Here is a 17,285-nt window from a genome sequence, read left to right on the forward strand (position 1 = left end):
GTTCAACCAGGAGGCTCGTATGACCACAGACCAGTACCTGGCCGAGCTCGGGCAGCAGTTCCGCGTGGACGCCGTGCGCGCGACGTCGACCGCCGGCTCCGGGCACGCCACCTCCTCGATGTCCGCCGCGGACCTGATGGCCGTGCTGATGGCGCGGTATCTGCGCTACGACTTCGACTGGCCCGCCCACCCCGGCAACGATCACCTGATCCTGTCCAAGGGACACGCCTCGCCGCTGCTGTACGCCGCGTACAAGGCGGCCGGCGTGATCTCGGACGAGGAGCTGCTGACGTTCCGGGAGTACGGCAGCCGGCTGGAGGGCCATCCCACGCCCCGGCTGCCGTGGGTGGATGTCGCCACCGGCTCGCTGGGGCAGGGACTGCCCATCGGCGTGGGTATCGCGCTCGCCGGCCGGCGCCTGGACGAGATGCCGTACCGGGTGTGGGTGCTGTGCGGCGACAGCGAGATGGCCGAGGGCTCCGTCTGGGAGGCGTTCGAGCACGCCGGGTACGAGAAGCTGAGCAATCTGACCGCGATCGTCGACGTCAACCGGCTCGGCCAGCGGGGACCGACCCGGCACGAGTGGGATCTGGACGCGTACGCGCGGCGGGCGCGGGCGTTCGGCTGGCACGCCGTGGAGGTGGACGGCCACGACCCGGCGGCCATCGACGCGGCCTACGCGGAGGCGATCGGCGTCCAGGACCGGCCCACCGTGGTCCTGGCCCGGACGATGAAGGGCCGGGGCGTGGCCGCCGTGCAGGACCGCGAGGGCTTGCACGGCAAGCCGATGCCCGACGAGCGCGAGGCCGTCGAGGAGCTCGGCGGCGTGCGGAACCTGACGGTCGAGGTGCGGCGCCCGCCCGCGTCCACGGCGCCCCGGCAGGCGCACGGCGTGCACGCCGTGCTGCCGCGCTACAAGCCGGGCGACCAGGTCGCCACCCGGAACGCCTACGGCCAGGCGCTGGCCGCCGTGGGCACCGACCGGGCCGACGTCGTCGCGCTGGACGGCGAGGTCAGCGACTCGACGCGGTCGGAGTTCTTCGCCAAGGAGCACCCCGACCGGTTCTTCGAGTGCTACATCGCCGAGCAGGAGCTGATCGCCACCGCCGTGGGCATGCAGGTGCGCGGCTGGACACCGTTCGTCTCGACCTTCGCCGCGTTCCTGACCAGGGCGCACGACTTCCTGCGGATGTCGGCCGTCAGCCGGGCCGGCATCAGCGTGGCCGGATCGCACGCCGGGGTCGCCATCGGCGAGGACGGTCCGTCGCAGATGGGTCTGGAGGACCTGGCGCTGTTCCGGGCGGTGCACGGCAGCACCGTGCTCTACCCGTGCGACGCCAATCAGACCGCGCGCCTGGTGGCGGGGATGACGGACGGCGCGGGCGTGCGCTATCTGCGCACCTCGCGCGGCAAGAGCCCGGTGATCTACGGCCCGGACGAGGACTTCCCGGTCGGCGGCAGCAAGCTGCCGCGGTCCTCGGACGCGGACGTGCTGACGATCGTCGCCGCCGGGGTGACCGTGCACGAGGCGCTGACCGCCGCCGACGAGCTGGCGGCGGACGGCATACCGGTGCGGGTGCTGGACCTGTACTCGGTGAAGCCGGTGGACGCGCGGGCCCTGTGGGCGGCGGCCGAGGACACCGGCTGTCTGCTGACGGTGGAGGACCACCGGCCCGAGGGCGGGCTGGGCGACGCGGTGCTCGACGCCTTCACGGACGGGCGTCCGGTACCGCGCCTGATCCGGCTGGCCGTGGGCACCATGCCGGGCTCGGCGACCCCCGCCGAGCAGCTCAGGGAGGCCGGGATCGACGCGCGGGCGATAGCGACGGCCGCCCGCCGGCACGTCGCGGAGGCGGGCGCGACGAACGCGGCGGCGGCTTGAGAGGGCCGGAAAAGCCCTCAGGGAGCCTCTTCGAAGCGGGCGGCGGCGAGATAGTCCGGACGCGGGTCGAGCGCGGCGGCCAGCCGGAAGTGGCGGGTCGCCTCGCTGTCGCGTCCGGCGCGCTGGAGGGTCCGGGCCAGCGCGAAGTGGGCGAAGGCGTTGTCCGGCTCGCGCTCCACGACGAGCTGGAACTCCAGCTCGGCGGAGCGGAGCTGGGCGGCGAGGAAGAACGCGCGGGCGCGCAGGAGGCGGGCCGCGGTGTTCTCCGGGTGCGCGGTGATCAGCGGGTCGAGCAGCTTCAGCGCCCCGCGCGGGTCGCGGGCCTGGAGAAGTTGTTCGGCGGCGCGGTAGGCGATGACGTGGGTTTCCGGTGTGGCTTCGGGCACGGGCCCTCCTTGCGAACAGGTCGAGGCGACGGCACGTGTACCAGGGTGAGTCCAACACCGGGGCGAGGGCCAGTATTCCCCTGGGGTTTTCCCACCCGGTCCCGCGCGGGCCCTCCTCATGGGTGACGCGGGGCCTCACTGAGCGTGACCGAACGCGCCGTGACCGCGTGCTCACACCGGCGCGAGCCCCGGTGCCCGGCGCACCGGACCGGCGGATGGACGGACGGGGCTCAGCCGTTCCGGCCGTCGAGAACGAGCCAACCCCTGCCCGCGCGCCGGGCCGAACCGCCCGTCCCGGCGGTCTCCCCGGCCCCCGCCGTCCCGCGCGGGGTCCCCTCGGCCGCTCCCCCGCACCGCGCGTATCACCGTCGCCCGAAGGTCAGTTCGGGTGGCTGACCGGATGTCAGGGCGTACCCGCCCGGCGGGAAACATCACCGACATGCTAACGAGCTATGATCCGCTTCACACATGATCATGTATGGCCCGGCGACCGTGGTATATGGCGTGGGCATTTCCCGCCTGCCCGATCCCCGACAGCGGTACATGAGCGCTCCGTGTGTTGGCATCGATGATGAGGGGAGCGTCGCGATAGCACTACGTATTTGGCTCAGCAGCGCAGGGGCAGCCACGACTCAGGTGATGCGGATGTTGCGCGACAACCCTGACGCCGCCCATGTCCGTGTCTACGGGACGAACGTGGACCCTGCCGCACCCGCACTAGCGGCATGCGATGTGGGAGAGATAGAGCCCCATCGCGTATCCAATGACGACTACGCCGAGTTCGCGATCGATTTCTGCCGCAGGCATGGGATCGACGTCCTCATTCCGCCCAGACGGCTCGACGCCCTGGCCGTGCACACCGACGCCTTCGCCGCTGTCGGTACCCGGCTGATGTGCTCATCGCCCGGGGCGGTCGACGTGCTCACGAGTAAGAGCCGCACCTACGAGGCGGCCCGCTCCATCGGTGTGCCCGTGCCCGACTGGCGGGTGGTCTCCGATGCCGACGGGTTGCGCGCGGCGGTGGAGGATCTCACCCGGGCCGGCGAGACCGTCTGCATCAAACCCGCCGGCGAGTACTCGGCCTTCGGGTTCCGCATCCTGGACGACAGTCCCCTCAGCATAAGGGATCTGCTCGCCCCGGCCCGGCCCCTGGTCTCGGTCGACGCCGTGGCCGCCGCGCTCAAGCGGGCCGCGGACGAGCACGAGAGCGTGCCGCAGTTCATCGTCATGCCCTATCTCGAAGGGCCCGAGGTGAGCGTGGACTGCCTCTCCACGCCCGGAGGAACGCTGCTGGCCGGCATCCCCCGGGCCAAACAAGGCCGTTACCGGCTGCTGTTGGACAACCCCGCCTACACGGCGATCGCGGAACGGCTGGTCGGCCATTTCCGGCTGGCCTACCTCTCCAACGTCCAGCTGCGCCACCGGAACGGACAGCCCGTGCTGCTGGAGGCCAACCCCCGGCCTTCCGCCGGCATCTTCCAGACCGCGTTCACCGGGGTCAACCTGCCCTGGGCGGCCGTACGTCTGCTGCTGACCGGCGATCCGGGTCCCCTCACACCGCTGCGCCTCGGCGGCCGGGTGGCGGTCACCGAGACCGCCACCGAGGTCGGTTCCGGCATCGGCATCGGCATCGGCATCGGCATCGGCGCCGGCTCCGGCTCCGGCTCCGGCAGCGACGCCGGGTTCGGTGCCAAGGTCGGCACCGGAGCGCTCGCGGCGGCCGGGGAGTTGGTGTGAGGAAGGTCGCCACCACCGGACCGGGTCCGTTGTGACGGTCCGGAGCATCACCGTCGTCGGCGGTCTCCGCCCGCGGAGCCGCCACCACGACCGGCCGCCCCTCCCGGGGCGGCGTCGGCGACGACGAGGCGGGCGTTGGCCACGGCAGACGCTCGCCTCCGCCGGGACGGGCCGTCAGCCCACCCCCGGCGTGGCGCCGCTCAGCGTGGTGTGGAGCGCGGCCCCGAGGTGACGCCGGGACCCTCCCCCGGACAGACGTCGAGGTGGCGCTCGCCGCCGAGCCCCGGGTGAACTCGTCCCGGACTCCCAGGACGCCGCCATCGGCGCCGCGCACACCTCCGGCTCGATGGCGTCGCCGTTCTCCCCCGTGCCGCGGTCGCGGATGCCCACCCGCCGCCTGGGCGAGGACATCGGCGGCGGCGGCCGAGACATGGGCTCCGGCGGACGGCCCTGGCTGTCGCGGGGCGCGCTGTCCAGCCAGTAGCCCCCGTCCCAGGACCAGTTGAGGTACGCGCCGGCGTGCGGTCCACGGTCGACGCGGCCGGCTCCCTCAGTCTCCACGGCCGCCACGAAGTCCTGCGGACAACTGCCGAGTTCCGCCTCACCGCGGGCACAGTCGAGCACCGGACAGCCGGTCACCGGGACCGGCTCGCCGTCGCGGAAGGACTCGACGGCCCTGTACCGCACCGTCACCGTCAGTCGTCGGACCGCCCCCACCACCGTCGTTCCCACAGCCTTGGTGGGCGACGAGGGGCGGAACGGCCGCCCGGGCGGCGAGGAGCGGCGCCGTCCGGCGCCCGGCGCGTCGCATGTCCCCGGCATATCCGAATCTTCAATCTATGGTCAATGCTTCACGTTCGGAAAGAAGCTTTGGGTAATGCTTCCCCGAAAGGGTTAATCTCGTAGCTGTACGCATGAGCCTGGCAACCACCGGGGACACCTCATGAGTCCAGGAGGATGACCGATTGGAGTACTGGGGTGGGAACCTCCGACACTGTGTGGACATGCCCGTTCGATTTCGCTGAGGGCCTGGAATTTGACCCGTTGCTCAGGCAACTAATGACCGATGCACCGATCGCCCGTATCACGATGGCCTACGGCCAGGGCGAGGCGTGGCTGGTCACCAGGTTCGAGGACGTCAGGACCGTCACGACCGACCGCCGGTTCAGCCGCGCGGCCGTCGCCGGACGTGACTTCCCGCGCATGACACCGGAACCGATCGTGCAGTCCGAATCAATCAACCTGCTCGACCCACCGGAGAGCAGCCGGCTGCGCCGCCTGGTCTCCCAGGCGTTCACGGCGCCGCGCGTCGAGGCGATGAAGCCGAAGACGCAGCGCATCGTGGACTCGCTGCTCGACGAGATGGCGGATCACGGTCCGCCCGCGGACGTCGTCAAGCACGTGTCGACGCGACTGCCGCTGACGACCATCTGCGAGGTCCTCGACATCCCGGAGAGCGACCGGCCGGAGTTGCGGCGCCGCGCGATGGAGATGATGACCATCGGCGCGGCGACCCGTGAGACGGCCGTCGAGGCCAAGGCCGAGCTCCGGTCGTACTTCGCGGAGCTCACCCGGATCCGCCGGGAGGCTCCGGGGGACGACCTGATCAGCTCGCTGGCCACGGCCAGGGACGGCGACGAGATCCTCGGCGCCGACGAGCTGACGGTCATGGCGATGGTGCTGCTGATGACCGGGCACGACACCAGCACCTATCAGCTCAGCAACATCACCTACACCCTGCTGGCTCATCCCGAGCAGCTCGCGAAGCTGCGGGCCCGGCCCGAGATGCTGCCGAGGGCGCTGGAGGAGCTGCTGCGGTACATCCCGTTCCGCAAGGGGGTCGGCATCCCGCGCATCGCCACGGAGGATGTCGAGCTCGGCGGAGTGACCATCAAGGCGGGCGACACGGTCCACGTGTCGTATCTCGCGGCCAACAGGGACCCGGACCGCTTCGACAACCCGGACGAGCTCGATCTGGACCGGCCCACGCAGCCCCACATGACCTTCGGGTGGGGCTCGCACCACTGTGTCGGTTCGCCGCTGGCGCTCATGGAGATCCAGCTGGCCATCGGGACGATGCTCGCCCGCTTCCCGGGGCTGGAGCTGGCGGTGCCGGCCTCGGAGCTGCGCTGGAACACCGAATCGATCTGGCGCTACCCGTATGAGCTCCCGGTCTCTTGGTGACCGGGGCTATCGCTGAAACAGCCATCGATGCCGCGGGGGACTCCATGGTGAGTGCCCGCGGCACGGGGAGGGGATCATGGCAACGCTGTGCCGACCGTCCATCGCGGTCCCGGAGAACGTGCTCACCAATGAGGAAACCCTGGAGCTGGCGCGCACCATGCACGCCGATCACCCGCAGCTCCGCCTCGCCCTGCGACTGATCGAGAACACCGGGGTCCGTACCCGGCACCTCGTCCAGCCCATCGAGGAGACACTGAAGCACCCGGGCTTCGAGGCCCGCAACAAGGTCTACGAGGCCGAGGCCAAGCGCCGCGTCCCTCCGGTCGTCTACGGGGCTCTGGACAACGCCGGGCTCGGCGTCGAGGACATCGACCTCATCGTCTACGTCTCGTGCACCGGATTCATGATGCCGTCGCTGACGGCATGGCTGATCAACACCCTCGGATTCACGTCCGACACCAGGCAGTTGCCGATCGCTCAGCTCGGCTGCGCGGCCGGCGGCGCGGCGATCAACCGCGCGCACGACTTCTGCCTGGCCTACCCGAACTCCAACGTGCTGATCGTGGCCTGCGAGTTCTGCTCGCTGTGCTACCAGCCGACGGACCTCGGAGTGGGGAACCTGCTGTCCAACGGTCTCTTCGGGGACGCCGTGGCCGCCGCCGTCGTGCGCGGTCAGGGGGGCACCGGCATGCGGCTGGAGCGGAACGGCTCGCACCTGGTCCCGGACACGGAGGACTGGATCTCCTACGCGGTGCGGGCCACCGGCTTCCACTTCCAGCTGGACAAGCGGGTCCCGACGACCATGAAGATGCTGGCCCCGGCGCTGCGCACGCTCGCCAGCCAGCACAACTGGGACGTCTCCGGGCTCGATTTCCACATCGTGCACGCCGGCGGTCCCCGGATCCTCGACGACCTGTGCTACTTCCTGGACGTGGATCCGGAGATGTTCCGCTTCAGCAGGGCCACGCTCACCGAACGCGGCAACATCGCGAGTTGCGTGGTCTTCGACGCTCTCGACCGGCTCTTCGAACACGGCGCGGTCACCGACTCCGCCCGGGGACTGATCGCGGGCTTCGGCCCCGGCATCACCGCCGAGATCGCGCTGGGCAGGTGGGTCACCTCCGACCGCCCGGCCGTCGGCGGCCAGGGGTCGGGGCGCCTGGCCGAGCAGCAGCAGGCCGGCGTGGCCTGATCGTCGGCGTCGCGGGTCAGCGGCGGGCGAAGTAGGCCGACACCACCCCGGTGTGGGTGGGGAAGGCCAGTTCCGTCGGCTCCCGCAGGACGAGCCACTCGGTGGCCTCGGCGGTGGCGGAGGAAGCCGGCAGGGAGTGCGCGTCCCTGCTCGGCAACAGGGCGAAGAGGTTCAGCGTCCGATCCGCGCTCAGCACGTCGAAGAGCGTGGCCTCCGCCGCCGTCGCGGTCAGTCCGGTCTCCTCCCAGAGCTCCCGGACGGCGGCCTGCTGCCAGGTCTCACCGAGCTCCATGTAGCCGCCGGGCAGGGCGAGCTCACCACGGCACGGCTCGATGTCGCGCCGTACGACGACGAGCCCTCGCCCGGCGGCGTCCAGCACCGGGAGCAGCGCGACGGCGACGGGAAGCGGGTTGGCCCACTGGGTCTCGCCGCAGCCGGGGCAGTCCCTCGGCCATCCGTGGGCAGCCGCGTAGCCAGCACCGCAGTACGGACAGTGTTTGGCACTACGGCCGTATGTGTACCCCATCGGCAGCTCGCACCCGCCTTTCCCTCGACCCGACGTGCGAGCTTATCGAACGCCGGGCCGGGCGTGATCGGCTCAGGGCTTGCGGCCGACGCCGCCGAAGGCGTCCAGGGCGTCGTGCGGCCCGGCCGGTCCGGTGGCCGGACCGCCCCAGCGAGCACGGCACCGGGAGCCGCGCAGGTGATACGGCGCGGCCCCGCTCTCGTCGTCCACGCGCCGGGCCGCGACGAATTCCGGGCGGACGGCGTGGGGGCCGTCGCTCAGGGCCAGGTGGCTGCCGGCGGGCAGGGCGGCCATCAGCCGCCGCACGAGGGAGCACGCCTCGGCGTGGTCCGGGATGGGGCCGAGGACACCGCTGAGGATGAGCCCGACGGGCCGACCCCGCGAGGCGCGGGCGACGTTCACGACGGCGGGGAAGACGGTGCGGTAGCGGTCGCCGGCGGCTCGGAATGGCAGGCGGCGGACAGGCCGGCCCGGCCCGCGCCGATGACGACGACCTCGACGTCGTCCATGCCCTGACAACCGCCGGCGGGCGCCACGGCTTCCCGGGTAGTTGACTGTCCCCGTGGACTGTCTCTTCTGCGCGATCGCCGGCGGCGACGCCCCGGCCCACCGGGTGCTGGAGGACGAGCGGGTGGTGGCGTTCCTCGACACCAGGCCGCTGTTCCCCGGCCACGTGCTGGTGGTGCCCCGGGCGCACGCCGAGACGCTCACCGATCTTCCCGAGCCGGACGTGGGCCCGTTCTTCGTCCGGGTACGGCGGATCGCGGCGGCCGTGGAGCGCGGCATGGGGGCCGACGGATCGTTCGTCGCCGCCAACAACCGGATCAGCCAGTCGGTGCCGCACTTCCACGCACACGTCGTACCGCGCCGCCGCAAGGACGGGCTGCGCGGCTTCTTCTGGCCGCGCGGTCGCTACGCCGACGCCGCCGAGGCGGAGGGCGTGGCCGCCCGGCTGCGGGAGGCGCTCAGTGCCGGTGCCGGTGGCCCGGGGTGAGGACCTCGTCCAGGTCGAACCGGACCGGCTCCTCCAGCTGCGCGTAGGTGCAGTCGTCCGGCATCCGGTCGGGCCGCCAGCGGCGGAAGCGCGCCGTGTGCCGGAAACGGTCGCCCTGCATGTGGTCGTACGCCACCTCGCAGACGCGCTCCGGGCGCAGCGGCAGCCAGGAGAGATCCTTCCGCCCGGTCCAGCGGCTGGGCCCGCCCGGCATCCGGGCGCCGGCGTGTGCCTCCTCCCGCGCCCAGTCGGCCCAGGGGTGGCCCTCGACATGGTCCAGGACCAGCGGCGCCAGCTCCGTCATCAGCTCCTGCCGCCGCTTCATCGGGAAGGCCGCGCAGACGCCGACGTGCTGGAGACGGCCCGACCCGTCGTGGAGACCGAGCAGCAGCGAGCCCACGACAGGGCCCGACTTGTGGTGGCGCAGGCCCGCGACCACGCAGTCGGCGGTGCGCTCGTGCTTGACCTTGACCATCACCCGTTCGTCCGGGCGGTAGCGCAGGTCGAGGGGCTTGGCGACGACGCCGTCGAGACCGGCGCCCTCGAACCGCTCGAACCAGCCCTGGGCCACCGCGAGGTCGCGGGTGGCGGGGGCGACGAAGAGCGGCTGCCGGGCGTCGGCGAGGGCGGCGGTGAGCACGGCGCGGCGTTCGCTCAGGGGGGTGTCCAGCAGGGAGTCGTCGCCGAGAGCCAGCAGGTCGAAGGCGACGAAGCTGGCGGGGGTGCGTTCGGCGAGCTGCCGGACCCGGGAGTCGGCGGGGTGGACGCGTTCGAGCAGCGCGTCGAAGTCGAGCCGGCCGCCGCGGGCGATCACGATCTCGCCGTCCACGACGCAGCGGGCGGGCAGCTGGTCGCGCAGGCCGTCGGCCAGCTCGGGGAAGTAGCGGGTGAGGGGCTTGGTCGTACGGCTGCTGATCTCGATCTCGTCGCCGTCGCGGAAGACGATGGCCCGGAAGCCGTCCCATTTGGCCTCGTAGTGCATGTCCGCCGGGATGCGCGCCTGGGGCTTGGCGAGCATCGGTTTGACGGGCGGCATCACCGGGAGGTCCATGTCCCGGATTCTGGGCGCGGGAGGTGGCCGCCGCCCGTCGGCGGGCGCGTTCGGGTGCGGCGGCCTACGGTGGCGTCATGGCCAGTGCTGACAAGAGCCCCGCGAGCGGTGGGAAGCGCGCGCTGGAGCTCACGGTGGGTGAGCGGACGGTGCGGCTGTCGAATCCCGACAAGGTGTACTTTCCGGAGCGCGGCTTCACCAAGTTGGACGTCGCCCGGTACTACATGGCGGTGGGCGAGGGCGTGGTGCGGGCGCTGCGCGACCGTCCGACGACGCTGGAGCGGTTCCCGGACGGGGTGACCGGTGAGTCGTTCTTCCAGAAGCGGGCGCCGAAGAACCTGCCGGAGTGGATTCCCACCGGGCGGATCGCGTTCCCCAGCGGGCGGTACGCGGACGAGATCTGCCCGACCGAGCCCGCCGCGGTGGTGTGGGCGGCGAACCTGGGCTGCCTCACCTTCCACCCCTGGCCGGTGCGGCGCGACGACACCGATCACCCGGACGAGCTGCGGATCGATCTGGACCCGCAGCCGGGCACGGACTACGCGGACGCGGTGCGGGCCGCGACCGAGCTGCGGGGGCTGCTGGAGGAGCTGGGGCTGCGCGGCTGGCCGAAGACCTCGGGCGGTCGGGGGTTGCACGTGTTCGTGCCGATCGCGCCGGAGTGGACGTTCCCGCAGGTGCGGCGGGCCGCGATCGCGATCGGCCGGGAGCTGGAGCGGCGGGCGCCGGAGCGGATCACCACCTCGTGGTGGAAGGAGGAGCGCGGGGCGAGGATCTTCGTGGATTACAACCAGACGGCCCGGGACCGGACGATCGCCGGCGCGTACTCGGTGCGACCCCGCCCCCGGGCGCCGGTGTCGGCGCCGCTGCGGTGGGAGGAGGTGCCCGACGCGGTGCCCGAGGACTTCGACCTGGCGACCATGCCGGTCCGGTTCGCGGAGGTGGGCGACGTGCACGCGGAGATGGCGGACCACCCCTGCCGGCTGGAGGCGGTGCTGGAGCTGGCCGAGCGGGACGAGCGCGAACACGGTCTGGGCGATCTGCCGTATCCGCCGGACCATCCCAAGGCGGCGGGCGAGCCGACGCGGGTCCAGCCGAGCCGGGCCAGGCGCCCGCGGGCTACACCGGAGCCACCGTCCGGCTGACCCGGGTGAGGAACTCGGCGTTGCTGCCGGTCTGCCGCATCCGCTCCAGGAGCACTTCGACGGCCTGCCGGGGGTCACGGTCGCCGCCCAGGGCGCGGCGCAGCCTGTGGACGAGCTCCAGCTCGACGGGCGCGAAGAGCATCTCCTCGCGCCTGGTGCCGGAGGGGTCGATGTCGATGGCGGGGTAGACGCGGCGGTCGGCCAGCACGCGGTCGAGGCGCAGCTCCATGTTGCCGGTGCTCTTCAGCTCCTCGAAGAAGAAGTCGTCGGCGCGGGACCCGGTGTCGACCAGGGCGGTCGCCAGGATGGTCAGCGAGCCGCCGTCCTCGGTGGCGCGGGCGGCACCGAAGAGACGCTTGGGCGGGTACAGCGCGGCGGCGTCGACGCCGCCGGTGAGGACCCGGCCGGTGGAGCGGGCGCTGGAGTTGTGGGCGCGGCACAACCGGGTGAGGGAGTCGAGCAGGATCACGACGTCGCGGCCCATCTCGACCAGGCGCTTGGCGCGTTCGACGGCGAGGTCGGCGGCCGTGGTGTGGTCGCGGGCCGGGCGGTCGAAGTGGGAGGCGATGACCTCGGCGGGCACCGAGCGCGTCAGGTCGGTGACCTCCTCGGGCCGTTCGTCCAGGAGCACCAGCATCAGATGGCACTCGGGGTGATTGCGGACGATGCCGTCGGCGATGGCCCGCAGGATGGTGGTCTTGCCGGTCTTGGGGGGCGCCACGATCAGACCGCGCTGCCCCTTGCCGATCGGGGTCAGCACGTCCATGAGGCGGGTGACGAGCTGATGGGGCGTGGTCTCCAGGCGCAGCCGCCGGCTGGGGTGGAGGGGCACGAGGTCGGCGAAGTCGGGCCGACCGGTGGAGTCTTCGGGCGGCATGCCGTTGAGGGTGTCGAGCCGGGTCAGGCCGCGCCGGTCGGCGGTGCCCTCGATCTGGTCGCCGCGGCGCAGCCCGTAGCGGCGCGTCTGGGCGGGGGGCAGTGGGATGTCGCGGGGGCCGGGGAGGTAGCCGTCGCGGCGGAGCTCGGCCTTGCCGCCGGTGATGTCGACGATGCCGGTGACGGGTTCGGCCGCGCGGTCCGGAGTGGACGTCATGCTGGTCCTCAAGCGTGTGTGGGAGACGGGGGAACGAAACACAAAGGGGGGAGAGCACCGTGCGCACGACGGGCCGCGACCGGTCGCGGGACATACGTCGGCTCGGTGGGAACGGGCTCCGGTGAGCACACCGGGAAGCCGGTGGGAAGGAACTGGCACGGACGCCGCGTGTGGGGGCGTACAGACGCGCTGCTTCCCACTATACACCCGGGGAAGGCGACGTCGGGGCTTGCCTTGGAGCGCGCTCCAGCTCCTGGCGTGCGTGGTGCGAGACGACCGAGCGACGACCGGAGGTGGGCGGGTGGAGGAGGCCGGGATCGTCTGGATCTCCGCGATGGACCACTCCGTCCAGAGGGAACACCGGGCACCGGCCGAGCAGCCGATGCTGGAGGGCCACACCACCCCGGGCTTTCTGGCCGCCCACACCTCGACGGCTCACCTCTGGCTGCCAGTCACGGGAGTGACGTACCGTCATCCGACTCCGCTGGCCAAGATCGTGACCACGCTGGACGTGCTCTCCGGCGGCCGGGCCGTACGGGGCATCGGCGCCGCCCGGTACGCGCGGGCGCGCCCGGTGGACGGCGGCGCCCGGGGCGGGGGCTCGTCACGGGCGCCCGGGCGCCCGGGCGACGACCACCTCCACCGCGCGGTCGATCTCGCCGTCGGTCAGGTCGGCGCGGGCGGTCAGCCGGAGCCGGGAGATCCCGTCCGGCACCGACGGCGGGCGGAAACAGCCCACCGCGACCCCGGCCTCCCGGCAGCGCGCCGCCCAGCTCAGCGCCGCCTCCGGCGAGGGCGCCAGCACCGACACCACGGCGGAGTCGGGACGGGTGGCGGCCAGCCCGGCAGCCGCCAGCCTGCGGTGCAGCTCGGTGGCGACGCCCCGGACGAGGGCCGCCCGGTCGGGCTCGCGGCGCAGCAGCCGCAGGGCGGCCAGCGCGCCCCCGGTGGCGGCGGGGGCCAGCCCGGTGTCGAAGATGAAGGTGCGGGCGGCGTTGAGCAGGTGCTCGATCACCCGGGCCGGCCCCAGCACGGCGCCGCCCTGGCTGCCCAGGGACTTCGAGAGGGTGACGGTCGCGACCACGTCCGGCGCCCCGGCCAGCCCGGCGGCGGCCACGGCCCCGCGCCCGCCCTCGCCGAGCACGCCGAAGCCGTGGGCGTCGTCGACGACGAGCGCCGCGCCCGCGTCCCGGCAGACGGCGGCGAGCCCGGCCAGCGGGGCGGCGTCCCCGTCGACCGAGAAGACCGAGTCGGTGACGGCCAGGGCGCGCCCCGGATGTCCGTCGAGGGCCTTGCGGAACGCCGCCGGGTCGGCGTGCGGCACGACGGAGACCTCGGCCCGGGAGAGGCGGCAGCCGTCGATGAGGGAGGCGTGGTTGGCCGCGTCGGAGACGATCAGCGAGCCCCGGCCGCTGAGCGCGGTGAGGACGGCGAGATTGGCGGCGTAGCCGGAGGCGAACACCAGCGCCGCGCCGAAACCGGTGAACGCGGCCAGCTCCGCCTCAAGTTCGGCGTGGAGCGCGGTGCTGCCGGTGACCAGCCGGGAGCCGGTCGCACCGGCGCCCCAGCGCCGTGCCGCGTCGGCGGCGGCGGCGGTGACCTCGGGGTGGCGGGTCAGGCCGAGGTAGTCGTTCCCGGCCAGGTCCAGGGCGGGGGAATCAGCGAGCCTGGGCCGCACCTCCCGGACCAGTCCGGCGCGCCGCCGCGCGCCGCGGGCGGACTCCAGCCAGTCGAACACCCGGCCGTACGCTTCGTCGTGCACCGGTGACCGTCCTTCGTCTCTTGTGGGTTACGCATAAAACGTAGTGCCCGTCGAGTCCTGGGAGCATGTGGTGATGGACACACGTCCACGAAGCGCTCTTGTAGCTTTCCTCCTTGGACCCGCAGGGGCGCATACGTCAGGATCGGCGCCATGGACCTGCTGAACGCCCTGGTGGACAAGGGCCTCCGCCGCGAACTGCCCACCCGCGAGGAAGCGCTGGCCGTGCTGGCGACCTCCGACGACGAGCTGCTCGACGTGGTCGCGGCGGCCGGGAAGGTCCGCCGCCAGTGGTTCGGGCGGCGGGTGAAGCTCAACTACCTGGTCAACCTCAAGTCCGGGCTCTGCCCCGAGGACTGCTTCTACTGCTCCCAGCGGCTCGGCTCGCAGGCCGACGTCCTCAAGTACACCTGGCTGAAGCCGGGCGAGGCCGCCGACGCGGCGAGCGCCGGGGTGGCGGGCGGCGCCAAGCGCGTCTGCCTGGTCGCCAGCGGACGCGGGCCGACCGACCGCGACGTGGACCGGGTCTCGGAGACGATTTCCGCGATCCGCGAGCGCCACGGCGACGTCGAGGTGTGCGCCTGCCTCGGCCTGCTCTCGGACGGCCAGGCCGAGCGCCTGAAGGAGGCCGGGGCCGACGCCTACAACCACAACCTCAACACCTCGGAGGCCACGTACGGCGACATCTGCACCACCCACGAGTTCTCCGACCGGGTCTCCACCGTCAAGCAGGCCCAGGCGGCCGGGCTGTCGGCCTGCTCCGGGCTGATCGCGGGCATGGGCGAGAGCGACGAGGACCTGGTGGACGTCATCTTCGCGCTGCGCGAGCTGGATCCGGACTCAGTGCCGGTCAACTTCCTGATCCCGTTCGAGGGCACGCCGCTCGCCAAGGAGTGGAACCTCACCCCGCAGCGGGCGCTGCGCATCCTGGCGATGGCCCGCTTCGTCTGCCCGGACGCCGAGGTGCGGCTGGCGGGCGGGCGCGAGCAGCACCTGCGCACGCTCCAGCCGCTGGCGCTGCACCTGGTCAACTCGATCTTCCTGGGCGACTACCTGACCAGCGAGGGCCAGGCCGGGCAGGCCGACCTGGAGATGATCGCGGACGCCGGCTTCGAGGTGGAGGGCGCGGAGACCACGACGCTGCCGGAGCACCGCGCGGCGGATCTGGTGGCGGTGCGCCGCCGGGGGACGGGCACGGAGCTGCCGCCCAATGCCTGACCCGGACGCGAAGCTCTCGGCGGACGAACTGCTGGCCCTGGACCGGGAACACGTCTGGCATCCCTACGGGCCGATGCCGGGCCGGCAGGACCCGCTGATCGTGGAGTCGGCCTCGGGCGTGCGCCTGAGGCTGGCCGAGCCCGCCTGGGGCCGCCGGGAGCTGGTGGACGGGATGGCGTCGTGGTGGTCGGCCCTCCACGGCTACAACCATCCCGTCCTCAACGCGGCGGCCCGGGAGCAGCTGGACCGGATGAGCCACGTGATGTTCGGCGGGCTGACCCACGAGCCCGGGGTGCTGCTCGCCAAGCGGCTGGTGGACATCACCCCCCAGCCGCTGGAGCACGTCTTCCTCGCCGACTCCGGCTCGGTGTCGGTCGAGGTCGCGATCAAGATGTGCCTGCAGTACTGGCGCTCGCTCGGCCGGCCGGCCAAGCGGCGGCTCCTCACCTGGCGCGGCGGCTACCACGGCGACACCTGGCACCCGATGTCGGTGTGCGACCCGGACGGCGGCATGCACGGCATCTGGGCCGGCGCGCTGCCCCGCCAGGTCTTCGTGAACCGGCCGCCGGCCGGCTTCGACGCGGAGCCCGACGAGGAGTACGCGCTCCATCTGCGGGAGTCGATCGCGCGGCACGCGGACGAGCTGGCCGCGGTGATCGTGGAGCCGGTGGTGCAGAACGCCGGCGGGATGCGGTTCCACGCGCCCGGCTATCTGCGGATCCTGCGCGAGGCGTGCGACGAGCACGGTGTACTGCTCGTGTTCGACGAGATCGCCACCGGCTTCGGCCGCACCGGCACGCTGTTCGCGGCGGAACACGCGGGGGTCACGCCGGACATCATGTGCGTCGGCAAGGCCATGACCGGCGGCTATCTGACGATGGCGGCCACCCTGTGCACACCGCGCGTCGCGGCCGGGATCTCCCGGGGCGAGACGCCGGTGCTCGCGCACGGGCCGACGTTCATGGGCAACCCGCTGGCCGCCGCCGTCGCGAACGCCTCGATCGGGCTGCTGCTGGCCGGCGACTGGGCGGGCGACGTGGCCCGGATCTCGGCCGGGCTGCGCGCGGGGCTGGCCGAGGCGGCCGGACTGCCCGGCGTGCGGGACGTGCGGGTGCTCGGCGCGATCGGCGTGATCCAGCTCGACCACCCGGCGGACATGGCGGCGGCCACCCGCGCGGCGGTCGGCACGGGCGTGTGGCTGCGCCCCTTCGGCGACCTCGTCTACACGATGCCGCCGTACATCACGGACGACGACGACATCGCCCTGATCTGCGCGGCGGCGAGCGCGGCGGCGCGGGTGGCGTGAGCGACGGAAAAGGTGGAGGACGTGGTGGGAGCGGACAGGCCGGCCGGGGAGATCCTGGTCGTCTCGGGCACCGGCACGGAGATCGGCAAGACCGTGGTGACGGCGGCGGTGGCCGCCGTCGCGCTGGCGGAAGGCCGTTCGGTCGCGGTGCTCAAGCCCGCGCAGACCGGCATGGCGCCCGGCGAGCACGGCGACGTGGCCGAGGTCGCCCGGCTGGCGGGCGCCGCCGTGACCACCGCCGAGCTCGCCCGCTTCCCCGAGCCACTGGCCCCCGCCACGGCGGCCCGCCGGGCCGGGCTGCCCCCGGTGCGTCCGGCGGAGATCGCCCATGCGGCCGAGGAGCTGGCGAACGGCCACGACCTGGTCCTGGTGGAAGGCGCGGGCGGGTTGCTCGTACGGTTCGACGACGAGACGGGCGCGACGCTCGCGGACGCCGCGCGGCTGCTCGACGCGCCGGTCCTGGTCGTCACCCGGGCCGGGCTCGGCACCCTCAACACCACGACCCTGACGGCCGAGGCGCTGCGCGCCCGCGGCCTCGCCTGCGTCGGCGTCGTCATCGGAAGCTGGCCGGCCGAGCCCGGCCTGGCCGCCCGCTGCAACCTGGCCGACCTCCCCTCGGCCGCCGACGCTCCGCTGCTCGGCCGCGTCCCCGAAGGCGCGGCGGCCCTGCCCCCCGAGGAGTTCCGCGCCCGCGCCACCTCCTGGCTGGCCCCGGCCCTGGGCGGGCGCTGGAGCGGCCCGGACCAGGACGGGCTGTGAGGATGTGTGGTGGCTTCTCCGCCGGGTCCGACTCACGGACCGACCGACACCGA

Annotated in this window: 15 protein-coding genes and 1 pseudogene; 9 read left to right on the top strand and 7 right to left on the bottom strand. The window is 72.9% G+C overall.

The genetic code is table 11. From position 1 onward, the window contains the following. Positions 1-19: 19 nt before the first annotated feature. A complete protein-coding gene (locus OIE51_RS02680) occupies positions 20-1,882 on the top strand; it encodes a transketolase (RefSeq protein WP_442811847.1) in 1,863 nt (620 codons plus the stop codon). A 17-nt stretch (positions 1,883-1,899) separates the two neighbouring features. Here the strand turns inward: OIE51_RS02680 and OIE51_RS02685 are convergent, their stop codons facing one another. After that, on the bottom strand, positions 1,900-2,268 hold the full coding sequence (locus tag OIE51_RS02685; protein WP_326595217.1) for a tetratricopeptide repeat protein: 369 nt from the start codon (positions 2,266-2,268) through the stop codon (positions 1,900-1,902). Positions 2,269-2,811: 543 nt separating this feature from the next. Between OIE51_RS02685 and OIE51_RS02690 the strand changes: the two genes are divergently transcribed. Next, on the top strand, positions 2,812-4,005 hold the full coding sequence (locus OIE51_RS02690) for an ATP-grasp domain-containing protein (RefSeq protein WP_326595219.1): 1,194 nt from the start codon (positions 2,812-2,814) through the stop codon (positions 4,003-4,005). A gap of 174 nt (positions 4,006-4,179) precedes the next feature. Here the strand turns inward: OIE51_RS02690 and OIE51_RS02695 are convergent, their stop codons facing one another. Next, positions 4,180-4,827, bottom strand: a complete 648-nt coding sequence (locus OIE51_RS02695; RefSeq protein ID WP_326595220.1) for a hypothetical protein — start codon at positions 4,825-4,827, stop codon at positions 4,180-4,182. Between the two features lie 135 nt (positions 4,828-4,962). Between OIE51_RS02695 and OIE51_RS02700 the strand changes: the two genes are divergently transcribed. Next, on the top strand, positions 4,963-6,189 hold the full coding sequence (locus OIE51_RS02700; protein WP_326595221.1) for a cytochrome P450: 1,227 nt from the start codon (positions 4,963-4,965) through the stop codon (positions 6,187-6,189). Positions 6,190-6,265: 76 nt separating this feature from the next. Next, the gene (locus OIE51_RS02705; protein ID WP_326595223.1) at positions 6,266-7,381 is read left to right on the top strand and encodes a type III polyketide synthase; all 1,116 of its coding nucleotides are present in this window, start codon (positions 6,266-6,268) and stop codon (positions 7,379-7,381) included. A 16-nt stretch (positions 7,382-7,397) separates the two neighbouring features. On the opposite strand, the gene OIE51_RS02710 is transcribed toward OIE51_RS02705, so the two are convergent. Both OIE51_RS02710 and OIE51_RS02715 read right to left on the bottom strand, forming a co-directional pair. Continuing rightward, the gene (locus tag OIE51_RS02710; RefSeq protein ID WP_326595224.1) at positions 7,398-7,907 is read right to left on the bottom strand and encodes an NUDIX domain-containing protein; all 510 of its coding nucleotides are present in this window, start codon (positions 7,905-7,907) and stop codon (positions 7,398-7,400) included. A gap of 72 nt (positions 7,908-7,979) precedes the next feature. Continuing rightward, on the bottom strand, positions 7,980-8,309 hold the full coding sequence (locus OIE51_RS02715) for an SAM-dependent methyltransferase (RefSeq protein ID WP_326595226.1): 330 nt from the start codon (positions 8,307-8,309) through the stop codon (positions 7,980-7,982). A 160-nt stretch (positions 8,310-8,469) separates the two neighbouring features. On the opposite strand from OIE51_RS02715, the gene OIE51_RS02720 reads away from it, so the two are divergent. Then, positions 8,470-8,901, top strand: a complete 432-nt coding sequence (locus OIE51_RS02720) for an HIT family protein (protein ID WP_326595227.1) — start codon at positions 8,470-8,472, stop codon at positions 8,899-8,901. Here the strand turns inward: OIE51_RS02720 and OIE51_RS02725 are convergent. Beyond that, positions 8,873-9,952 (bottom strand): ATP-dependent DNA ligase, encoded by a 1,080-nt coding sequence (locus OIE51_RS02725; protein WP_326595229.1) that lies wholly within the window; start codon positions 9,950-9,952, stop codon positions 8,873-8,875. The two genes, OIE51_RS02720 and OIE51_RS02725, sit on opposite strands and share 29 nt — an antisense overlap. A gap of 77 nt (positions 9,953-10,029) precedes the next feature. Here OIE51_RS02725 and ligD point away from each other — a divergent pair, with 77 nt between their 5' ends. After that, positions 10,030-11,097, top strand: coding sequence for a non-homologous end-joining DNA ligase (ligD, locus tag OIE51_RS02730; protein ID WP_326595230.1), 1,068 nt, complete (start codon positions 10,030-10,032; stop codon positions 11,095-11,097). Here ligD and rho read toward each other — a convergent pair. After that, positions 11,072-12,160, bottom strand: a pseudogene (rho, locus tag OIE51_RS02735) (transcription termination factor Rho); the annotation flags it as partial. The gene ligD and the pseudogene rho overlap by 26 nt on opposite strands. A 634-nt stretch (positions 12,161-12,794) precedes the next feature. Continuing rightward, complete coding sequence (locus OIE51_RS02745) at positions 12,795-13,952, bottom strand: 8-amino-7-oxononanoate synthase (protein ID WP_442811848.1); 1,158 nt, start codon at positions 13,950-13,952, stop codon at positions 12,795-12,797. 150 nt (positions 13,953-14,102) lie between these two features. Between OIE51_RS02745 and bioB the strand changes: the two genes are divergently transcribed. From bioB to bioD, 3 genes are read left to right on the top strand one after another with little or no spacing between them, the layout of a single operon-like run. Continuing rightward, positions 14,103-15,167 carry a biotin synthase BioB gene (gene bioB, locus OIE51_RS02750; RefSeq protein ID WP_326595231.1) on the top strand — a complete coding sequence of 355 codons (1,065 nt, stop codon included), beginning with the start codon at positions 14,103-14,105 and terminating at the stop codon, positions 15,165-15,167. Further along, positions 15,160-16,473 carry an adenosylmethionine--8-amino-7-oxononanoate transaminase gene (locus tag OIE51_RS02755; RefSeq protein WP_326595233.1) on the top strand — a complete coding sequence of 438 codons (1,314 nt, stop codon included), beginning with the start codon at positions 15,160-15,162 and terminating at the stop codon, positions 16,471-16,473. The genes bioB and OIE51_RS02755 overlap by 8 nt, the downstream gene beginning before the upstream one ends. 21 nt (positions 16,474-16,494) lie before the next feature. Then, positions 16,495-17,232 (top strand): dethiobiotin synthase, encoded by a 738-nt coding sequence (gene bioD, locus OIE51_RS02760; protein ID WP_326595235.1) that lies wholly within the window; start codon positions 16,495-16,497, stop codon positions 17,230-17,232. Positions 17,233-17,285: the final 53 nt, after the last annotated feature.

It is taken from the genome of Streptomyces sp. NBC_01803 (assembly GCF_035917415.1).
Lineage (GTDB): Bacteria > Actinomycetota > Actinomycetes > Streptomycetales > Streptomycetaceae > Streptomyces.